This is a genomic window from Sphingomonas sp. TX0543 (genome assembly GCF_048565505.1).
Classification (GTDB): Bacteria; Pseudomonadota; Alphaproteobacteria; order Sphingomonadales; family Sphingomonadaceae; genus Sphingomonas.
Genome location: NZ_JBLZUS010000002.1, coordinates 2028223 through 2049489, shown reverse-complemented (window position 1 = coordinate 2049489; position 21267 = coordinate 2028223). Strand labels below are relative to the sequence as shown.

At 63.9% G+C, this 21267-nt stretch carries 17 protein-coding genes; 5 read left to right on the top strand and 12 right to left on the bottom strand.

Annotated elements, in window-relative coordinates:
- Window positions 1-252: 252 nt before the first annotated feature.
- The 7 genes from ilvD to dapA form a co-directional block, all read right to left on the bottom strand.
- Window positions 253-1974, bottom strand: coding sequence for a dihydroxy-acid dehydratase (ilvD, locus tag ACM61V_RS10410; protein ID WP_137785982.1), 1722 nt, complete (start codon window positions 1972-1974; stop codon window positions 253-255).
- A 45-nt stretch (window positions 1975-2019) separates the two neighbouring features.
- Window positions 2020-2370 carry a response regulator gene (locus tag ACM61V_RS10405; RefSeq protein ID WP_137785981.1) on the bottom strand — a complete coding sequence of 117 codons (351 nt, stop codon included), beginning with the start codon at window positions 2368-2370 and terminating at the stop codon, window positions 2020-2022.
- 39 nt (window positions 2371-2409) lie between these two features.
- Window positions 2410-4791 (bottom strand): response regulator, encoded by a 2382-nt coding sequence (locus ACM61V_RS10400; RefSeq protein ID WP_137785980.1) that lies wholly within the window; start codon window positions 4789-4791, stop codon window positions 2410-2412.
- Between the two features lie 60 nt (window positions 4792-4851).
- Entirely contained in the window at window positions 4852-6885 is a 2034-nt protein-coding gene (locus ACM61V_RS10395; RefSeq protein WP_137785979.1) for a M13 family metallopeptidase, read from the bottom strand.
- A 68-nt stretch (window positions 6886-6953) separates the two neighbouring features.
- The gene (locus ACM61V_RS10390; protein ID WP_419713975.1) at window positions 6954-7433 is read right to left on the bottom strand and encodes a DUF2062 domain-containing protein; all 480 of its coding nucleotides are present in this window, start codon (window positions 7431-7433) and stop codon (window positions 6954-6956) included.
- 74 nt (window positions 7434-7507) lie between these two features.
- Window positions 7508-7990, bottom strand: coding sequence for an SsrA-binding protein SmpB (gene smpB / locus ACM61V_RS10385; RefSeq protein WP_137785977.1), 483 nt, complete (start codon window positions 7988-7990; stop codon window positions 7508-7510).
- A gap of 18 nt (window positions 7991-8008) precedes the next feature.
- On the bottom strand, window positions 8009-8890 hold the full coding sequence (gene dapA / locus ACM61V_RS10380; protein ID WP_137785976.1) for a 4-hydroxy-tetrahydrodipicolinate synthase: 882 nt from the start codon (window positions 8888-8890) through the stop codon (window positions 8009-8011).
- A gap of 76 nt (window positions 8891-8966) precedes the next feature.
- On the opposite strand from dapA, the gene ACM61V_RS10375 reads away from it, so the two are divergent.
- Genes ACM61V_RS10375 through ACM61V_RS10360 form a run of 4 tightly spaced genes read left to right on the top strand, consistent with a single transcriptional unit; the run spans window position 8967 to window position 13891 of the window.
- Complete coding sequence (locus ACM61V_RS10375) at window positions 8967-11000, top strand: lytic transglycosylase domain-containing protein (RefSeq protein ID WP_137785975.1); 2034 nt, start codon at window positions 8967-8969, stop codon at window positions 10998-11000.
- Between the two features lie 3 nt (window positions 11001-11003).
- Complete coding sequence (greB, locus tag ACM61V_RS10370; RefSeq protein ID WP_419713974.1) at window positions 11004-11486, top strand: transcription elongation factor GreB; 483 nt, start codon at window positions 11004-11006, stop codon at window positions 11484-11486.
- Between the two features lie 30 nt (window positions 11487-11516).
- Window positions 11517-12260, top strand: a complete 744-nt coding sequence (locus ACM61V_RS10365; protein WP_419713973.1) for an NYN domain-containing protein — start codon at window positions 11517-11519, stop codon at window positions 12258-12260.
- Between the two features lie 8 nt (window positions 12261-12268).
- A complete protein-coding gene (locus tag ACM61V_RS10360) occupies window positions 12269-13891 on the top strand; it encodes a M20/M25/M40 family metallo-hydrolase (RefSeq protein WP_137785580.1) in 1623 nt (540 codons plus the stop codon).
- A gap of 35 nt (window positions 13892-13926) precedes the next feature.
- Here ACM61V_RS10360 and ACM61V_RS10355 read toward each other — a convergent pair whose 3' ends face one another.
- The 5 genes from ACM61V_RS10355 to folE form a co-directional block, all read right to left on the bottom strand.
- On the bottom strand, window positions 13927-14469 hold the full coding sequence (locus tag ACM61V_RS10355; RefSeq protein ID WP_137785581.1) for a hypothetical protein: 543 nt from the start codon (window positions 14467-14469) through the stop codon (window positions 13927-13929).
- Window positions 14469-16148 (bottom strand): energy-dependent translational throttle protein EttA, encoded by a 1680-nt coding sequence (gene ettA, locus ACM61V_RS10350; RefSeq protein WP_137785582.1) that lies wholly within the window; start codon window positions 16146-16148, stop codon window positions 14469-14471. The genes ACM61V_RS10355 and ettA overlap by 1 nt, the downstream gene beginning before the upstream one ends.
- Before the next feature lie 90 nt (window positions 16149-16238).
- The gene (locus tag ACM61V_RS10345; protein ID WP_137785583.1) at window positions 16239-16589 is read right to left on the bottom strand and encodes a dihydroneopterin aldolase; all 351 of its coding nucleotides are present in this window, start codon (window positions 16587-16589) and stop codon (window positions 16239-16241) included.
- Complete coding sequence (locus tag ACM61V_RS10340) at window positions 16582-17334, bottom strand: SDR family oxidoreductase (protein ID WP_137785584.1); 753 nt, start codon at window positions 17332-17334, stop codon at window positions 16582-16584. Before ACM61V_RS10340 ends, ACM61V_RS10345 begins: the two co-directional genes overlap by 8 nt.
- Window positions 17331-17945, bottom strand: a complete 615-nt coding sequence (folE, locus tag ACM61V_RS10335; RefSeq protein ID WP_137785585.1) for a GTP cyclohydrolase I FolE — start codon at window positions 17943-17945, stop codon at window positions 17331-17333. The genes ACM61V_RS10340 and folE overlap by 4 nt, the downstream gene beginning before the upstream one ends.
- 233 nt (window positions 17946-18178) lie before the next feature.
- Here folE and ACM61V_RS10330 point away from each other — a divergent pair, with 233 nt between their 5' ends.
- Complete coding sequence (locus ACM61V_RS10330) at window positions 18179-21076, top strand: TonB-dependent receptor (RefSeq protein WP_137785586.1); 2898 nt, start codon at window positions 18179-18181, stop codon at window positions 21074-21076.
- Window positions 21077-21267 lie beyond the last annotated feature (191 nt).

Sequence of the window (21267 nt, the reverse complement as noted above, 5' to 3'; positions counted from 1 at the left end):
AGCAAACGGCGAAAACCGCCATCTCCGTGGTGTACCGTTAGCACCAGCCCGCGAGCCGTTTCGGTTTGATCAAGCGAGCAGGATCGCGAAAAGGTTGCCGCATCGCCGGTTGCGCATTCAACGTTGCCCCCGCGCCCGCCAAACTTACGTTGTCCCACCTTCGCGGCAGCACCCGGATCGCGCTCACGCGCCTCACATCCGGCAAGCGCCCCGGCCGCTACCATTGCGCACACGACAACGGCTAAGACGGGTTCAGATATCCGCGTAAACATGCCGCTCGGCGGCCGCACCAGGATGTGTCACCGCACCGTTACGGGCGGGGCCTACATTTTGCGCATAGCGCCACAAGGCGCCGGATCCGTAATCGTTGACAGGCGGCGTCCATTTAGCGCGACGCGCCTCAAGCACTGCCTCGTCCACCAGCAGATCGATCGTGCCCGCCTCGGCATCGATGCGGATCGTATCGCCGTCCTCGACCAGCGCGATCGGCCCGCATTCAGCCGCTTCCGGCCCGACATGACCAATGCAGAAGCCACGCGTCGCGCCAGAGAAGCGGCCGTCTGTGATGAGGGCCACCTTCTCCCCCATGCCAAGGCCATAGAGCGCTGCGGTGGTGGAAAGCATCTCCCGCATTCCCGGGCCGCCCTTCGGCCCCTCGTAACGGATCACCACAACTTCACCCTCGTGGATCGCACGATTTTCGACCGCGCGGAACGCATCCTCCTCGCAATCGAAGCAGCGCGCCGGCCCTTCAAATTGCAGTCGGTGCATCCCTGCGACTTTCACGATCGCGCCCTCGGGGGCAAGGCTGCCCTTCAGCCCCACTACGCCGCCGGTCGGCGTGATTGGCGATCTGGCCTCGTAGATCACTTTCTGCGCTGGGTTCCACGTTACCTTGTCAATGTTCTCACCAAGCGTGCTCCCCGTGACGGTGAGGCAGTCGCCATGAAGCAGCCCTTCTGCCAACAGCGTCTTCATAAGCATGTAAACGCCTCCGGCCTCATACATGTCCTTGGCGACATACCTACCACCGGGCTTCAGATCTGCGCAGTAAGGTGTTGTCTTGAATATCTCGGCCACATCGAACAGGTCGAACTTGATCCCCGCCTCATGCGCCATCGCAGGCAAGTGAAGCGCGCCATTAGTCGAGCCACCTGTCGCCGCGACGATGCGCGCCGCATTTTCGAAAGCCTGACGTGTGCAAATGTCTCGCGGCCGGATGTTTCGCGCCAACAGTTCCATCACTTGCGCGCCAGCGGCCACCGCGATCTGCTCTCGCGAGGTGTAGGGCGCCGGAACCATATTGCTGTTGGGCAACGAGAGACCGATCGCTTCGCCCACGCAGGCCATAGTGTTGGCAGTATACTGGCCGCCGCAGGCGCCATGACCGGGGCAGGCAACTTTCTCGAGCGCGTGAACTTCCTCTATCGGGCAGGCGTGCGCGGCGTATTTTCCGACCACCTCGAACACGTCTACTACCGTGACGTCCCGCCCTTGATAGCGGCCGGGCAGTATTGACCCGCCATAAACGAAGATCGACGGCACATTGAGCCGTAGCATCGCCATCATCATGCCCGGCAGGGACTTGTCGCATCCCGCGAAGCCGACCAGCGCGTCATAGCAATGGCCGCGCACTGAGAGCTCGACTGAATCAGCAATTACCTCACGGCTGACGAGGCTGGACTTCATGCCCTGGTGCCCCATCGCGATCCCATCGGTAACGGTGATGGTGTTGAAGCGGCGCGGCATCCCGCCCCCCTGCTCAACCCCTCGACGCGCAGCATCCGCCTGAGCATCGAGCGTGGTGTTGCACGGCGCGCTATCGTTGCCGGCAGATGCGAGCGCGACGAACGGGCGCGCGATTTCCTCTTCGCTCAGACCCATCGCATAATAATAACTGCGATGTGGAGCACGCTCGGGACCAACCGAAACATGCCGGCTTGGCAAGCGAGACTTGTCGAACTGTTGCGTCATGTGCGTTGCGCTAGGCCGCGCCGACCACCTGCGCAACCCTTCCCGTCAGCCACAAAGCTTGTCGAGCGCCCGCTCCACACCGTCCATCGTGAACGGCTTCATCAATTGCGGGCGATTGCGATGCCGATCGATGATCGAATCATTACCGCCCCCGGTTGCGAACACGAATGGAATGTCGGCGGCTTCCAAAGCATCGGCGATCGCCCAGCTCTTCTCTCCGCCCCGCAAGTTCACGTCGAGGATAGCGCAGTCGACAGCGCCGGCCGCAAGCAGAGATAGCGCGTCTGACCCACAATCCGCCGTTCCGGCACAGACCCGGCCAAGCGCATCGACGAAATCCTCCAGCATCATCGCGATCAGCGGTTCATCTTCTACGATCAGGACTCGGTCGGCCATCCTACCGCCATATCAAGCCAGGACAGCGACGCAACCCCGTCACCCTTGCGTCAACGCCTCCCGAGCGGCTTCAGCGAGTTGCTGCACCGAAAAAGGTTTGGGCAGGAAGGAGACATTTCCGATGTCGATCGACTTGCGCAACTGTTCCTCAGCATAGCCCGACATGAAGAGAATCGGAAGGGTGGGGAAACGATCCCGCACTTTGCGCGCCATCGTCGGCCCGTCCATCGTCGGCATCACCACGTCTGAAATCAACAGGTCCGGCGCCTGGCAGGTTTCGAGCAGTTCGAGTGCGGCCTCGCCATTCTCGGCGCTCATGACAGTGTAGCCCTGACGCGAAAGGGCCCGTTCAGCAACAGCGCGCACCATCGCCTCGTCCTCAACAAGCAGCACGGTACCCGTGCCCCACAGGTCGGTCTGCTTTGGCCGGGTCGGAATGCGTGTCGGTGCAACCGTCGCGGCGTTATGGACCGGCAGGTAAATAGTGAACGTCGCTCCCTGCCCCGGCCGTGAGTCCGCGAAGATATAGCCGCCAGACTGTTTGACGATCCCGTAAACGGTAGAGAGCCCCAGCCCGGTGCCCTTGCCGATTTCCTTGGTAGTGAAAAATGGCTCGAATATCTTGGGCAGAACCTCCGGCGGGATGCCGGTGCCGGTGTCCGAGATCTCAAGCGTAGTATAATCGGCCGCAGGCATGATGTCGCCGCGGTCGCGCACCTCGGCGATTGTCGCGGCGCGGGTTCGAATCGTCAGCGTCCCCCCACCATGCGGATTGCGGGAGAGCATTGCATCGCGAGCGTTTACTGCGAGATTTACCACCACCTGCTCAAGCTGCCCCGGGTCGGCGCGCACCGGCCCCAGATCACGACCATGGCTTACGTTTAGCGTGACAGTCTCGCCGAGCAGTCGTTTCAAAAGATTTGACACTTCCGAAACAACGTCCGGCAACTGCAATATCTGTGGGCGCAACGTCTGCTGGCGCGAAAAGGCAAGCAACTGCCGCGTCAAGCCAGCTGCGCGGTTTGAATTACTGCGTACCTGCTGGATATCGTCATAATCGCTGTCGCCGGGCGAATGGCGCATCAACATCAGGTCGCAATGACCCAGGATCGCGGTCAGGATGTTGTTGAAATCGTGCGCGACACCGCCGGCCAGCTGGCCCACCGCCTGCATCTTCGTTGCCTGCGCGACCTCGCGCTTCAGTCGTGATTCCTCGCTATTGTCCTTTAGGCTGAGCACCACCGCCGCCGGGCCAAGGCCACGCGCGCCGGCGATCGTCAACGCGATCGGCTCGTCCGGATGATCCCGCAGCCGTACTGCCATGTCACTCGATTGGGCGGCGCCGTTGGCGAAACGGCGGACCGCATCGGCCACTGCCGCTTTGTCCTCGCGCACGACTAGGTCACCAGGATAGAGCGGCGGCGCAGCCGGATCGATCCCTGCGGCCCGGGTAAAGGCGGCGTTCATCTGAAGGAACCGCCCTTCTCGATCGACCAGCGCTATTCCCACCGGCATCAAAGAAACCAGCGTGCTAATATAACTCGACGCGGTTGGGCCATCGGCCACCGGCAGTTCCTCGTCATCGAGCATCGCGATCAGGATTGGTCCGCCGTCATTCTCTGCAAACGGCACCTGAACAAGCCGAAGAGGGTTTCCGTCCAGGCCCTCGCGCTCAAACCGCACCAGCCCGCGGCTGTCGGTAATCAGGAAGCTCGCGAAATCCAGGCCGTCAACGCCGCCTTCGCCATTGCCCAGTGCGCGATGCCGGAATACGGGGTTAGCCGAAAGGATCCGCCCGTCTGCGGCGATCATCGCGGCCATTATCCCGGCAGCGCCGAGGCGATTACCGAGATCGCCGGCGAGTGCGCCCGTCAGCCGATCTATTCGATCCGAGTGCGCGGCGCGGACGAAGCGCCAGATCAGCATATCCTGCTGATCGCCCGCGCGGGCGATTTCTGCGCTTACCGGTTGCTCGTCTAGCCTCAGCTGACCCACCTGCGCCTGCCCGTCGCGCCAAGCAATGCGGCCTGCAGCGATCAACGTTGACGTTCCGGAATCACCTAGCGACAATTCGGGCGGCGTCGGAAAACCGCCGAACATCGCCTCGTAGCGATCGTTGGCGCATACCAGCCGCCCGGTGCGATCAGTAATTGCGATCGCGTCCTGTGCCGTCTGAACAACGGCTCGAACGAGGCTCAAATCCAGTTCGCTCACGCGATCCTCACGCGGCCGACTCAGCGAACGCCACGCGATCGCAGCGCCGCCGAACACGATCGCTGTGCCGCCGAAACCGGCCGCAAAAACCTTGTTTCCCACCAGCCAGAGCACCAGCAATGCGGCGGACAAGCCCGCCCCCACCGCTATCAAAAATGAAGCGCCCGGGGTAAATCCGGCAGAAAAGGTAAGCGGTTTAGGAGCCATGACTGCGGGTGATCCTTTGCCACCCGCCAGACGTCAAGCACGGGGGGACAGCGAGTACGATCACCAGATACGAACGCGCGCTTCGGGAGCAAGGTAAAGTCGGTCGCCCGCCTTCGCACCGTAGGCGGCATACCAAGGATCGAGGTTGCGGACCGTGAGCACCCGATAATGCCCTGGCGAGTGCGGATCCGAAAGAAGCGCCTGCCGCAACGCCGGCTCGCGTTGTTTGATCCGCCACACCTGAGCCCAGCCCAGATAGAATCGCTGATCGCCGCTCGTGCCGTCGATCACCGATGCTGCTTTACCACCAAGCGTTGCGTGATAAGCGTCTATCGCAATCGTCAGCCCGGCAAGGTCAGCGATATTCTCGCCTAGCGTCAAACCGCCCTGAATATGCTGACCCGGTAGCGGTTCGTAGGCGTCATATTGCGCGACAAGCTTGTCCGTGAAGCTATTGAAGCGCGTGGCGTCCTGGGCGGTCCACCAGTCGGTCAGCTTTCCGCTGGCATCGTATTTGCGACCTTGATCGTCAAAACCATGGCTGATCTCATGACCGATCACTGCGCCGATCGCGCCGTAGTTCACTGCAGGATCTGCCTTCGGATCGAAGAATGGCGGCTGGAGAATTGCCGCCGGGAAGACAATCTCGTTCATCGGCGGATTGTAATAGGCGTTGATCTCCATCGGCGTCATAAACCATTCGTCGCGGTCAACCCGATTGCCGATCTTGTTAAGGTCTCGCTGGAAATCGAATTCATTCGCCCGCGCCACGTTCCCAAACAAATCGCCACGCTTGACGACCAGTTTTGAATAATCACGCCACTTTTCAGGATAACCGATCTTGGGACGGAAGGTGGCGAGCTTGGCGAGCGCTTTCTGCTTTGTTTCCGGCGCCATCCATTCGAGCTTACGGAGCCGCTCACCCATTGCGCCGATCAAATTCTTCACCAGTTCGTCGGCCGCCGCCTTCGCCTCGGGCGGAAAGTACTTTGCGACATAGGCGCGACCGATATCCTCGCCCAACTCATCCTTGATGAGATCGCTAGCGCGCTTCCACCGTGCGGGCTGCTCCGGCGTGCCCGATAAGGTGGTACCGTAGAACTCAAAACGCGTCTTATCGAAATCGATCGACAGGAAACGGGCATAGCTACTCAGAGTGCGGAGCATCAAATGGTCCTTCAGCACCGCGATCGGCGTCGCCGCCCAAACTTTAGCTTCCTTGGTGAGGGCGGTTGGTTGGGCTATGAGATAATAGCCGCCGAGGGGCATGCCGGCCGCCCTGGCGAACGCCGCCCAATCGAACCCAGGTGCGCGCGCCGCCAGATCGGTGAAGGCGATTTTGTTGTAGGTCTTGTCCGCATCGCGGCTCTCGATCCGGGTCCAGTGCGCGGCCGCCAGCTCCTTCTCGAACGCGAACACCGCCGCCGCCCGCTGTTCCGCGTCCGGTTCGCCAGCCAGCGTCAGCATCCGCGCGAGATACGCCTGATACGCGGCGCGCGTCTCGGCCAGCTTGGGATCGTCCTTCAGATAATAATCGCGGTCCGGCAGCCCCAGCCCGCCCTGCGACAGATTGACGATATAGGTGTCAGGGGCCTTGTCATCCTGACCAACGCCGACGTTGAACAGATCCGCCACGCCATACCGCTGCATCCGCCCAGCCTCGACCGCCAGCGCGCGCTTGTCCGTCGTCGCCCTGATCGCGGCGAGCCACGGCTTCACCGGCGCCGCGCCCTTCGCGTTCACCGCCGCCTCGTCCATGAAGCTGGCATAGAAATCGCCAGACTTGTTGCCCGGCTGCTTCGACACCTCCTCAAGCAGATCGTGCATGCGCCGCTGCGAGAGATCCTGCAGCTTGTGGAACATGCCGAAGGAGGCGCGGTCCGCCGGGATCTGCGTTACCTTCTGCCAATCGCCATTGGCATAATCATAGAAATCCCGGCCGGGCGGCACGGCGGTGTCGCGCCCCGCCATGTCGACCCCGAAATCGCCGATCGCGGGGCGATCCTGATCCACCGGCGCCGATCGCGGGGCAGTCTGCGCCAGCGCGGCAGCGCCAGCCGAAAGGAGCAGGGAGGCAATGATTAACGAACGCATCGACGGGTAATCCTATGACACCAAAGCGGGATGACCGTGATGTACGCCGATGACACGCCTCGTCAATCTTAGTTGCGAATGCGACGATTTCGCCACTTGCGCGCGATCCACACCCGCCAGCCGACCATCGACAGGAAATAGCCCCCGATCGCGAACGACGCGCTCACGATCAGCAGCCCGATCGCGGTGGCGGGGGCTGCATCCGACATCAGCCACTGCATCCAGCCCGATTCCACCGCATCGCGCACCGGATCACCGGGCAGCGCCGTATCGATGTGCAGCGCCCACTTCCCGATCCAGTAAGCGCCGACCCACAGCGGCGGGGTGGTCAGCGGATTGGTGATGAAGGTGGTGAGCGCTGCCGCCGGGATGTTCGCGCGCAACGGCAGCGCCAGCAGCGCGGAAAACGGGATTTGCGCGACCGGGAAGAGGATGCCCGTCACCATCCCCAGCGCCACGCCGCGCGGCACCGACCGGCGCGTGAACCGCCACAGATGCGGCGCCAGCACGCGATGCGCCACCGGGCGCAGCAGGCGGCTTTGCTCCATCGATTCGCGCGTGGGCAGGTTACGACCGCACCACGCGGCGAACCGCTGCCACAACCCACGCCTTTCTGATGCCATCAGCCGCGCTCGCGCAGCACGCGCCCCGCCTCGCGCTTCCACTCGCGCTCCTTGATGGCGGCGCGCTTGTCGTGATCCTTTCGCCCCTTGGCGAGCGCCAGTTCGACCTTCGCCCGGCCCTGCCCGTTGAAATAGACCGACAGCGGCACGAGCGTCATGCCCTGACGCGCGACGGCGCCGTGAAGCTTGTTGATCTCGCGCTCGTGCAGCAACAGCTTGCGCGGGCGGCGCGGCGAATGATTGAAGCGGTTGCCGTGGCTGAATTCGGGCACGTTCGAATTAATCAGCCAGACGCCGCCTTCGTTCACCTCGGCATAGCTTTCCGCGATCGAGCCTTCGCCGAAACGCAGCGACTTCACCTCGGTGCCGGTGAGGACGATCCCCGCCTCGAACTTGTCCTCGATCGAATATTCGAACCGGGCGCGCCGGTTTTCGGCGACGATCTTCTTCTTGTCGAAGGTGGCGGGCTTGGGACGCGACATATTGGGTGCGATGTAAGGTTACAGTGCCGCGCGCGCCAGCCCCGCGTCCACCGCCGCCCGCGAGGCCTCCCCCGGCCAGGTCATCGGCAGGCGCAGGCCAGCGGGGAACTCGGGGCGCACCTTCGTCATGGCATATTTCACCGGGCCGGGCGACGCATCGGTGAACAGCGCGAGATGCAGCGCGAAAAGCCGGTCGTGCAGCGCAAGCGCGGCGGCGTAATCGCCCGCTGCGCACGCCTTCTGCATATCCGCGCACAGGCGCGGCGCGACATTGGCGGTGACCGAGATGCACCCCACACCGCCCATCGCGTTGAAGGCAAGCGCGAGATCGTCATTGCCCGACAGCTGGCAGAAACCATCGCCCAGCGCGGCGCGATGCTGCGACACCCGCTGGAGCACCCCGGACGCATCCTTCACCGCCACGAACACCGACGGGAAATCGGAAACGATGCGGATAAGCGTTTCCGGCTGGATATCGGTAACGGTGCGTGCCGGCACGTTATAGAGCACGATCGGCAGCGCGGCATTCGCCGCCAGCGCCGCGAAATGCTGGTAGATGCCGTCCTGCGACGGGCGATTGTAATAAGGCGGCACCATCAGCGCCGCATCCGCCCCCGCCTCCTTCGCAGCGATCAGGTTCGCGGCGGCGACGCGGGTATCGTTCGATCCCGCGCCCGCGATCACCGGCACGCGGCCTTTCGCCTGATCGACGCAGGTGCGCACGATCGCGAACTGCTCCTCCTTGGTCAGCGTGGCCGCCTCCCCGGTAGTCCCGCATGGCACCAGTGCGGCGGAGCCTTCGGCGATCTGCCACTCGACGAGATCGCGATACGCCGATTCGATAAAGGCGCCATGCGCGTCGAATGGCGTCACAAGCGCCGGAATAGAGCCGGAAAACATGATTTTGCGTTCCTGAATGCGCGAAGATGGTAGGTTCGTTCAGGACAGATACGGGTAGAGCCGCTACTCTGTCCACATGGTGACTGGATTGAAGGCAGGTGTGTTGATCGGATTGCTCGCAGGGGCCGGCGCGGCTTTGGCGCTCGCGCAGGACAGGGACGATTCATACGTGACGCGCATGGCGAATGCGCGTGCCGAACAGACGGAGACGCAGGCGGCCGCTCCGGTTCGCGTCGTGCCCGCCGCGAATGTGAACGGGTTGGCGCAATCGTTCGCGCAGTGGAAGACGCTGCAGCAGACCGATGCGTTGCCGTTCGACAGCTACGCCACGTTCCTGCTCGCGCATCCCGGCTGGCCCGGGGAAAGCGCCAATCGCCGGGCGGCGGAGAGGCAGGCCGCGACGGGCACCGCCTCGCCATCCGCGCTGATCGCCTATTTCCGCCGCTTCCCGCCGCAATCGGCGGCCGGCGGCCTGGCTTATGCACGCGCGCTGGCGGCGACCGGGGCGATCGCGCAGGCCAATGACGAGGCGCGCGCGGCGTGGCGGCGCGGCACGCTTTCGGCCAGCGACGAGGCGGCGTTGCTCCAGCAATTCGGCGGCGCGCTGCGCACCGAGGATCACGACGCCCGCATGGATACGCTGCTGTGGCAGGGCGCCACCAGCGTCGCGGCGCGCCAGATCACGCTGGTCTCCGCATCGCAACGCCCGCTGCTCGAGGCGCGGCTGGCGTTCCGCAGCGGGGCGGCGAACGCCGCGGACCTCGCCGCGCAATATGACGCGATCGGCGAGCGCGACGCGGGATATATCGCCGACAAGGCCACCTGGCTCGGCCGCACCAACCCGCTCGCCGCCCGCGCCTGGCTTGCGCGCACGCGGGCGCCGGGGATCAACCGCCCCGGCAATCCCGAGAAATTCTATCTCGTGCTCTATGCCACCGCGAAAGGCGCCGCGGCGGACGGGCAGTGGCAGACCGCCTATGACATCGCGCGGCAGGTCGACGACGCCTATCCCGCCGGGACCGATGTCTCGACCAAATCCTATGGCGAGCGCGATCAATATACCAATCTCGTCTGGCTGGCCGGGCAGGCCGCGCTCAACAGGCTCAATCGCCCGGCCGACGCGATGCCGCTGTTCGATCGCTACGGTCGCGGCACGATCGCGCCGCAAACGCGCGCGAAAGGCTTCTACTGGGCAGCGCGCGCCGCCGAGGCCGCCGGCCGCACCACCGAGGCGAGCGGCTTTTTCGAGCGCGCCGCGGGCTTCCGCGATCAATATTACGGCCTGCTCGCCAACGAGCATCTGGCGCGCACGCTCGTGCCGCCGCCGGCGGTGAGCGCAAGCCCGGCCAGCCCGGCCGCGCGCGCCGCATTCTACGGCCGCGAGGTGGTTCGCGTCGCGCAGTTCCTCGGCTCGATCAACGACTGGCAGGATCAGACGGCGTTCGTGAAACAGATCGCCGCCGATGCCACCAGCGATACCGATCACCTGCTCGCCGATGAGCTGTCGCGCGCGCTCGGCCGCCCCGATCTGGGGGTGCTCGTCGGGCGCAAGGCGATGATCAACGGCCTGACCGAATATGTCGCGACCGGCTTTCCCACCGTCCCGGTCCCCGGCGGCTATGAGGACGAATGGACAATGATCCATGCGATCTCGCGGCAGGAGAGCAATTTCGACCGGATGGCCGTTTCCGGCGCGGGCGCGCGCGGGCTGATGCAGCTGATGCCGGGAACCGCGCGCGAACAGGCCGCCAAAATGGGCCTTGCCTACAACGTCGGCGCGCTCACCAGCGACACGGGCTATAACGTCCAGCTCGGATCGACCTATTTCCAGCGGATCTTCAAGCAGTTCGGCAGCTATCCGCTGGCGATCGCGGCCTATAACGCCGGGCCGGGCAACGTGAACAAATGGCTCGCCGCGAATGGCGATCCGCGCACCGGCACGGTGGACTGGGTCGATTGGGTCGAGGCGATCCCGTTCAGCGAAACGCGCAGCTATGTGCAGCGCGTGCTGGAGAATGCGGTGGTCTATGACCTGATGAACCCGCAACGCGCGCGCAGCCGCGGCCCGGCGAACCTGAGCTGGTATCTCGGACGCTCGAAACGGGGCTGATCGGTGGACCGCCCCAATTACATCACGCCCGCCGGCTGTGCGGCGTTGCGCGCCGAATATGAAACGCTGTTCGGCAAGGAGCGCCCCGCGCTGCTCGATACGATCGCGTGGGCCGCGGGAAACGGCGATCGTTCCGAAAACGGCGACTATATCTACGGCCGCAAGCGCCTGCGCGAGATCGACCGGCGGCTCGGCTGGCTGTCGAAACGGATGAAGGCGGCCAAGGTGGTCGATCCCGCGCAGTCCCCCGATCGCAGCCGCGTGTTCTTCGGGGCGACCGTGACGGTGGCGGACGAGGACGACAATCATCGCACGCTCACGCTGGTCGGCGACGACGAGGCGGACGCCGGGAACGGGCGGATCGGCTGGAACGCCCCGATCGCGCGCGCGCTGCGCGGCGCGACCGTCGGCGATCTGCGCCGCGTATCGCTTCCCGCCGGCGAACGCGAATATGAAGTGATGACGATAACTTATCCGCACGGTTGACGGCCGACGCGCCGGGGGCGATCAGGCGGCATGACCGACGACAATCGCAATCTCAACGTCGCGCTGCTGATCGATGCGGACAATGCATCGTGGCATGCGATCGACCCCGTGCTCACCGTGCTCGCCGAGCTGGGCAGCGTCAACGTCCGCCGGGTCTATGGCAACTGGACCAAGCCGGAGCTGAAGGGATGGCACGACATGACCGTGAAATACGGCATCGAGCCACAACAGCAGTTCGACCTGACCAAAGGCAAGAACGCCACCGACATGAAGATGACGATCGACGCGATGGACCTGCTCTATCGCGGGCGCGTGCGCGCCTTCGGCATCATGTCATCCGACAGCGATTTCATGCCGCTGGCGATGCGCATCCGGCAGGACGGTCATGACGTCTATGGCTTCGGCGCGAGCCGCACGCCGCAGGCATTCCAGAACGCCTGCACCCGCTTCATCGACGTCGACAAGCTGATAGAGACGCCCGCCCCGTCGCCCGCCACCCCCGCCAGCAGCGCCACGCCCACCACCACCGCCGCGCGCAAATCTAACGTGGACCCGGAACTCGTGAAGCTGCTGATCGACGCCTATGACAATGTGAAGCGGGACGAGCGCGGCTTCGTCAGCCTGTCGGAGATGGGGCAGCTCACCGCAAACCGCTCCAGCTTCGACGTGCGCAATTACGGTTTCAAGCGGCTGTCGGACCTGATCCAGTCTGTCCCCAATTTCGCAGCCGAGCGTCGCGACGACGGCCGCGTCTTCGTGCGCCGCGTTCGCTAGGAGTTCTCATGCGCCTCCCTCCCCTCGTCGCGCTCGTCGCCGCGCTCGCCACCCCCGCCGCCGCGCAGACCGATCCGCAGCGCCTGTCGGATACGGTTCGCACCCTCGCCTCGCCCGAATTCGGGGGCCGCTCGCCAGGCACCGCGGGCGAGAAAACGACGATCGAATGGCTGTCGGGTGCGTTCAGAAAGCTCGGGCTGGAGCCGGGCGCGGCGGACGGAAGCTGGGTGCAGCGCGTGCCGCTCATCCACACCCGGATCGGCGCGGGCACGATCAGCGCCGGCGGCGTGCCGCTGGTACAGGGCACCGACGTGTCGATGACGACGGTGCGCGGGGATGCGCATATCGCGATCAAGGACGCGCCGATCGTGTTCGTGGGCTACGGCGTTTCCGCACCCGAAGCGAAATGGGACGATTTCAAGGGCGTGGACGTGCGCGGGAAGGTTGTCGTCTTCCTTGTCAACGATCCCGATTTCGTGGCGCAGCCGGGCGAGGATGCCGTGGGCCGGTTCGGCGGCAACCGCATGACCTATTACGGCCGCTGGACCTACAAATACGAGGAGGCCGCGCGGCGCGGCGCGGCGGCCGCGCTGATCGTCCACGATACCGATGCGGCGGGCTATCCCTGGTCCACCGCCAATGCCTCGAACGGCGAGAATTACGATATCGTGCGTGCGGCGGACGATGCGCGGGTGCCGCTTCAGGGCTGGCTCTCGCACGAGGCGGCGGACAGGCTGTTCGCCTCCGCCGGGCTCGATCTTGCCCGGTTGCGCGTCGCGGCGCGCTCGGCGGCGTTCCGCCCGATCGAGCTGAAGCCGCGCTTCTCCGCCGATCTGCCGGTGAAGGCGGAGCGCATCGAGAGCGCGAACGTGATCGCGCGGATCCCCGGCGCGAAGCGGGCGGACGAGACGGTGATGTTCGGCGCGCATTGGGACGCCTATGGCGAGGGTCCGCCGGACGCGAGCGGCAAGACGCTGCGCCCCGGCGCGAACGACGATGCGCTCGGCACCGCCGGCGTGCTGGAGCTGGCACGCCAGTTCAAGGCCGCCCCCAGGCCCGACCGCACCCTCGTCTTCGCCTTGTGGACAGGCGAGGAGCGCGGGCTGCTCGGCTCCGAATATTATGCCGCGCATCCGCTGTATCCGCTGGCCAGGACCGCCGCGAACCTGACGCTCGACATCCTCCAGACCGGCGGCCCGGCGAAGGATGTGGTGCTGGTCGGTGCGGGCAATTCCTCACTCGATACGCTGCTTGGCGACGCCGCGAAGGCGCAGGGGCGCGTCATCACGCCCGAATCGGCGAGCGAGCGCGGGCTGTTCTACCGCGCGGACCATTTCTCGGTCGTGCGGCGCGGCGTGCCATCGCTGCTGCTGATGGCATTGGGCGGCGCGCCGGACCTGAAGGCAGGCGGCCGCGAGGCGGGGCAGAAGTGGCTGGACGGCTATATGGCCTGCTATCACAAGACCTGCGACGCCTGGTCGTCCGACTGGAACTTCACGGGCGCGGCGCAGGACGTCGACCTGTTCTTCGCGATGGGCAGGCAATTGTCGAAGGCCGGCGTGTGGCCGCGCTGGAGCGCGGGCAGCGAGTTCCTGGCGGTGCGCAACCAGAGCGCGACCGAGCGCAGATAAGCCGCGTCAGCCTCCGCCGTGCGGCGCGGCGGACGTTATCGTGCCGCGATCAGCAGCGCCGCCGCCGCACGATCCAGCGCCGCCAGCGCGCCGCCCTGATAGCGCGCATCATGGTTCACCTCGCGCGCTGCCCAGGGCGGGATCGGGATCGCGGCCAGCGCATCCGCGTCGCCGGCCTCGATCTCGGCGAGCACGAGCCCCTCAAGCCGCTGCGAGAACACGTCCACGGCGAATTCGGCGCCGCCCATCGGCAGCGCGTGTCGCCGCTTGACGATCAGCGCCGCCGGCAAGGCGGCGAAGACCTCATATTCGGCAGCGGTGAGATAGGCGTTGACCATCGCGCGGGCGAGCGGATCATCCGCCTCGTATTTTTTCGCGAGCTTGTACGCGATCTCGCCGGACGCGCTGTCGGTCATGCGGCGCAGGCGCACGCGCGTGGCGGTGATGTAGCGATCCTCGATCAGCACATGCGCGGGCGGCAGCGCGGGCAGCAACGCCCGCTCAACAAGAAAACGCCGCTCCCGCTCGACATGGCTGTATTTGGGCGCGGCAGCTTCGTCCGCGCCCGTACGCATCATCACCGCGTCAGCTTCTTGTACGCCAGCCGCGTCGGGCGATCGGCGGCATCGCCCATGCGGCGGCGCTTGTCTTCCTCATAGCTTTCGAAATTCCCCTCGAACCATTCGACATGGCTGTCGCCCTCGAATGCGAGGATATGGGTGCAGAGGCGATCGAGGAAGAAGCGATCGTGGCTGATGACCACGGCGCAGCCCGCGAAGCTTTCCAGCGCCTCTTCCAGCGCGCGCAGCGTTTCCACGTCGAGATCGTTGGTCGGCTCGTCGAGCAGGAGGACGTTGCCGCCCTCCTTCAGCATCTTCGCCATGTGGACGCGGTTGCGCTCGCCGCCGGAGAGCTGGCCGACCTTCTTCTGCTGATCCGGCCCGCGAAAGTTGAACGCGCCGACATAGGCGCGGGTGCCCAGTTCCTGCTTGCCGAAACGGAAGATGTCGACGCCGTCCGAAATCTCCTCCCACACGTTCTTGTTGGGATCGAGATCGTCGCGGCTCTGATCGACATAGCCGAGCTTCACGGTCGAGCCGACCTCGATCGTTCCGCCATCGGGCTGTTCCTGGCCGGTGATAAGCTTGAACAGGGTCGATTTGCCCGCGCCGTTCGGCCCGATCACCCCGACGATGCCACCGGGCGGCAGCGTGAAATCGAGGTTCTCAAACAGCAATTTGTCGCCATAGGCCTTGGTCAGCCCCTTCGCCTCGATCACCTTGCCGCCGAGCCGTTCGGGGATCTGGATAAGGATCTGCGCCTTGCCGACGGCGCGGTTCTCCTGCGCGGCCATGAGCTCGTCGAACGCACGGATACGCGCCTTCGACTTGGTTTGACGCGCCTTGGGGGTTTGCCGCATCCAGGCCAGCTCGTCGGCGATCGCCTTCTGCTTGCCCGCCTCGTCGCGCTCTTCCTGCTCGAGCCGCTTGGCCTTCTTTTCCAGATAGCCGGAATAGTTCGATTCGTAGGTGTAATAACGCCCGCGATCCAGCTCGAGCACCCAGTTGACGACGTTGTCGAGGAAGTAGCGATCGTGCGTGACGAGGATGACGTTGCCGGTATATTCCGCGAGGAAATTCTCCAGCCAGCCGACGCTTTCGGCGTCGAGATGGTTGGTCGGCTCGTCGAGCAGCAGGATATCCGGCTTTTCGAGCAGCAGCCGGCACAAAGCCACACGACGACGCTCACCCCCCGAAAGATTGGTGACGGGCGCGTCGGACGGCGGGCAGCGCAGCGCCTCCATCGCCTGTTCGAGCTGGCTGTCGAGGCTCCAGCCGTCCGCCGCATCGATCTTCGCCTGAAGATCGCCCATTTCCTCCATCAGCGCGTCGAAATCGGTATCGTCCTTCGGATCGCCCATTTCCGCGGAAATCGCGTTGAATCGCTCGATCATGCCGACGACCGGGCCGGCGCCGAGGCGGACGTTCTCGATCACCGTCTTGGTGGGATCGAGCGTCGGCTCCTGCGGGAGATAGCCGACGCGAACGCCCTCCGCCGCCCAGGCCTCGCCCTGGAATTCGGTGTCGATGCCGCCCATGATCTTCATCAGGGTGGATTTGCCGGAGCCGTTCGGGCCGATGATCGCGATCTTCGCGCTCGGCAGGAACTGGAGATGGATGTTGTTGAGCACCGGCTTGTTGGCGCCGGGGAAGGTCTTGGTCAGACCTTTCATGACATAGGTATATTGCACGGCCATGGCGGTTCGGTGGCTCCGTCGATCAGATCTTGGCTGCTGGATTTTCGCGCCATGTAGGCGCGCACCGGCCGGTTGGCAATTACGCGCCGCTCAGCGCGTGCGGACGATCTCGCAGCCGACCGCCGCATCGGGATAAATATCCGGCTTAACGGAGCGCACCCGCACCCGCCGGACGCGCGGATCCTCGAAGCACAGCGCCGCGATCGTATCCAACAGCGTTTCCTGCAGGGCGAAACCGCGCGCTTCGCTCAGCGCGCGGATACGTTCGCGCACGAAATCGTAATCGAGCACCTCGCTGATCGCATCGCAACGCGGCGGGGACGGATAGTCGACCGTCATCTCCACCGTGAGACGGACACGTTGCGGCGCCTGCTCGTGCGGATGGATGCCAAGCAGCATCCGAACCTCGAGCCCCTCCAGAATCGTCGTATATTCAGCCATCACGCCCTTCGAACATCACATCGCGATCACGTTTCAGGAAGCGCTGACCGCAATCGACGAATAAATTCTGGCCGGTCACGCTGCGCGCGTCGAGCAGATAGACGACCGCCTGCGCGATCTGATCGGCCCCCACCGGCCGCTCCAGCAGGTTCGCGCGCGCAACGCGATCGAATTCCCCGGCGGTCTGATCGCCACTGGGCAGCGTCAGCCCGGGTGAAACCGCGTTGACGCGCACACGCGGCGCGAGCGCCAGCGCCATCATCTCCGTCGCGCCGGCGAGGGCGTGCTTGGAAAGCGTGTAGGAGAAGAAATCCGGGTTCGGATTGGCGAGCTTCTGATCGAGCAGATTGACGATCGCGCCGTCCTCCAGCCCCGGTTGCTTCGCCAGCGCCTGGGCGAGAATCGCCGGCGCGAGGCTGTTGACGGCGTACAGCCGCGACGCGAGCGCGGCATCGATCCGTTCCGGCCGATCGAACTCGAACAGCGAGGCGCTGTTGACGAGCCCGTCGACGATACCTTCCGCCGCCGCCGCCGCGCGCGCGAACATGGCCGGAAGCTCGCGCGAATCGGCCAGATCGCCGGCGACCGTCACGCCGCCCGTCGCGCGCGCCAGCGCCTCCGCCTCCGCACGCGATGTCCCATAATGGATCACCGGCCGATGCCCCGCCGCGGCGATCGCGCGGGCGATCGCGGCGCCGAGCCGCTTTGCGCCGCCGGTCACCAGCACGTTGCGGCGGCGCGTCACCCCTTCTGGCCCATCAGCGCGAGCACCTCCTTGCGGCTGCGCTCGTCATCGCGGAACACGCCCATCATCCGGCTCGTGACCATCGCCACGCCGGGCGTGCGCACCCCGCGCGCCGTCATGCAGGCGTGGCTGGCCTCGATCACCACGGCGACCCCCTGCGGCTTCAGGCCGGTCCAGATGCAATCCGCCACTTCCGCAGTCAGCCGTTCCTGCACCTGGAGACGGCGGGCAAAGGCGTGCAGAACGCGCGCCAGCTTTGAAATGCCGACCACGTGATTGCGGGGCAGATAGGCGATATGCGCCTTCCCGATGATCGGCGCCATATGGTGCTCGCAATGCGACTGGAAGGGAATATCCTTCAGCAGCACGATCTCATCATATCCCCCGACCTCCTCGAACACGCGCGACAGATGCTTCGCAGGGTCATCGCCGTAACCCGCGCAATATTCGCGCCAGGCACGCGCGACGCGTTGCGGCGTATCGAGCAGACCTTCGCGCGTGGGATCATCGCCAGCCCAGCGGATGAGCGTTCGCACGGCTTCCGCTACGTCGCCGGGCACTTCCACCTTGCCATCCGGCGCCCGGCGCTCGCCGGGATTTTGCTCGGTCACATAATTCTCCCTGATCGATCATACCGCATTTGCGAAAACCCTCTCCCAACGCTCCACGACATTAAGTCCCTCAATGCAACTGTTTCCTTTCGGACACAGCCGATACCCCTCCGTGCAACCGTGGATATGATTTGGTTTGACTTCGCAAATTCCCGAACGCTAATCTCCATACCGCACCATCAAACCCGCGAAACCGGCAACAGAACGGCGCGGACCTTAGGAGGGGGATGCAGATGAACAAATCCACTTTGTTGGCCGCATCGGCTTTGACGATCGCTGTTGCCAGCCCCGCATGGGCGCAGCAGGGATCGTCAACCGGCACGATGCCGCAGGATATCGTCGTTACCGCGCAGCGCCAGTCGCAAACCCTGCAGGCCGTGCCGATCGCCGTTTCCGCCTTTACGGCGGAATCGCTGGAAAAGCAGCAGATCGATAACGCCTCCGACCTCCAGCTGACCTTGCCGAACATCACCTTCTCGAAGGGCAATTTCACCGGATCGAGCTTCACGATCCGCGGCATCGGCGACCTTTGCGTCGGCATCTCGTGCGACGCGGCGACCGCGATCCATCTGAACGGCACCCCGCTGCTCGCCACCCGCATCTTCGAAACCGAATATTTCGATCTCGAGCGCGTCGAAGTGCTGCGCGGGCCGCAGGGCACGCTCTTCGGCCGTAACGCCACGTCGGGCGTGTTAAATTTCATCACGGCCAAACCCCGCACGGACAAGTTCGCAGCCTCCGGCGAGGCCGAATATGGCAATTACAATTCGGTGCGCGTGAAAGCGATGGTGAACGTGCCGCTCACCGACACGCTCGCCGTGCGCCTCGCCGGCTTCTATCTGAATCGCGATGGTTATACGACCAACGTGTATAACGGGCAGAAGCTCGACGGCCGCGATATGTGGTCCGTCCGCGGCTCGATCCGGTGGGAGCCGACAATCGACACCACGGTCGATCTCGTCGGCAGCTATTTCAAGGAGAAGGACAACCGGCTCCGCATCCAGAAGCAGCTCTGCCAGACCGATCCGACCGGCGTCCTCGGCTGTCTGAACAACCGGCTCGATTCGGGCCGGGTCAACAGCAACGCCACCTTGGCGGGCGTGCTGGGCAGCTCGCAGTTGCTGGGCGTGAACGGCATCCCTGCGCCGCAGAACTTCGCGCTCGGCTCGGTGTACGGCCCGGACAGCTATACGGGCAATCCGATCCTCACCGACCCACGGCAGGTCTATACGGCTTATTCGCCGACGTACGTTACCGACGAGTTGCAACTGCAGGCGCGGATCGAGCACAACTTTGGCTCGATCAAGGCGCAATTGACGGGTTTCTATCACGAAACCATGGTTGATTCCTCGCAGGACTATAACCTCGGCGTGCAAAATCGCTCGCTGATCCAGCCAGCGCTGAACAATCTCGCCGCTGCCGCCGCCGGCGCCTATGGTCCCGCGGTCGGCGCCTATCTGACACCGCTCGCAAATGCCCTGATCCCGAACGGCCCAACCGGAGCCCTGTGCACGTCACAGCCGGTAGAGAACGGTCTGGGCGTTTTCGGCGGACAGGCGAATTGCAGCAACGTGCCGCTGGCGTTCGACAGGTCCGACCAGAAAACGCACGACTGGTCGGTGGAAGGCATCATCTCTTCGAACTTCGACGGCAAGTTCAATTTTCTGCTCGGCGGCATTTACGTGAATGCCACGGTCCGCAACGGTGACTATTATGTGAATGGCTTCGGGCTGGATTATATTTCAGGGTTGCTTGGCAGCTTTTCTTCTCTTGGAAAATCTACCCCGACATCCCCTATTCCGCCTTCATATCTCGGAACACCGTATTTTTATAACAACACGATTTCCTTTGGTCTGAAATCGTACGGCATTTTCGGCGAGACATACTATGATTTCAGCGACAAGCTAAAGCTGACCGTAGGGGTACGCTATAACAACGACAAGAAGTCGGTCGCTTCCCGATCGACGCTGGCGAGCTTCCTGGTTCCGTACAGCCAGACCGGCAGCGCTTTCGATTCACCGTTGGGTGTCACCCCCATCAATATTCAAAACGCCGGCTTCGATCGCGTAACTGGTCGAGCCGTTCTCGATTACAAATTCAGCAAAGATCATATGCTCTACGCCTCCTATTCGCGCGGGTACAAGTCGGGCGGATTCAATCCTCCGGTTCAGGTGCCAAATCTGGTCGTTTCGTCGACATTCGCGCCGGAGCAGGTGGACGCGTTCGAAATCGGATCGAAGAATACGTTCGATGGCGGTCGCTTCACGTTAAACCTCACTGGCTTCTATTATAAGTACAAGGGTTTGCAGCTGAGCCGAATTGTTGCGCGTACTTCGGTTAACGACAACATCGATGCTGATATCTATGGCGTGGAAGCGGAAGCATTCTTCCGTCCGGCGCCCGACTGGTCGATCAACATGGGCGCGAGCTACCTCCACACCAAGGTGACGAGCACCAAGCTGTATATAAACCAGCGCGACCCGGGCGGCGGACGTTCGGATGCCGTAATCATCAAGGATATCACCAACGCATCCAACTGCGCCGTGATCCCGACCGTGGCAGGCAACGCTACTGCCACTAATACTTTCGTTACCGTGGCCAACGGCCTGATCAGCCCATCCCTGCAGGGGCCGACAGCGTTTCCTGCCGACGGCGGGATCAAGTCAACCGGCGCATTCAGCGTCTGTTCCGCGCTCGCCGGCGCCGCTTTCGCGCCCTTGCGTGCCGCTTATGGCGTGGAGGTGCTTGGGGACGGCGTTGCACAAAGCATCAAGGGGAATGAACTGCCGCAGGCGCCAGTGGTGAAATTTTCCGCCGGAATCGAAAAGACCTTCAACTTCGACAATGGGATGAGCATCGTGCCACGCGCCGATCTCACCTACACTGGCGAGAGCTACGGCAATATCTTCAACGGCCGTGTCAATCGCATCCCCGGCTATGAGGTCGCCAACGCGCAGATTCAGCTCAATGGCCCGGATAACCGCTGGTTCGTGCGCGGCTTCATCCAGAACATCTTCAACAACAACGCCATCACGGGTGAGTATCTGACCGATCAGTCATCCGGCCTGTTCACCAATATCTTCACGCTCGAACCCCGCCGCTATGGCGTAGCTGCCGGGTTCAAGTTCTGATGCTGGGTGGCCCCGGTTTCCTTCGGGGAACCGGGGCCTTCCCAAATCAGCCGGACATCCAGGCTCGCCCCTGCGACGAAACCGGGCGCTATCGCCATGCTAAGGCGTGACATTGACGAAAAGGCGGCGCACAAGCGTGGCGCGCTCACGAAGGCGTGATTCCGATAGAGGCCGGTCAACCGGCGCAACAG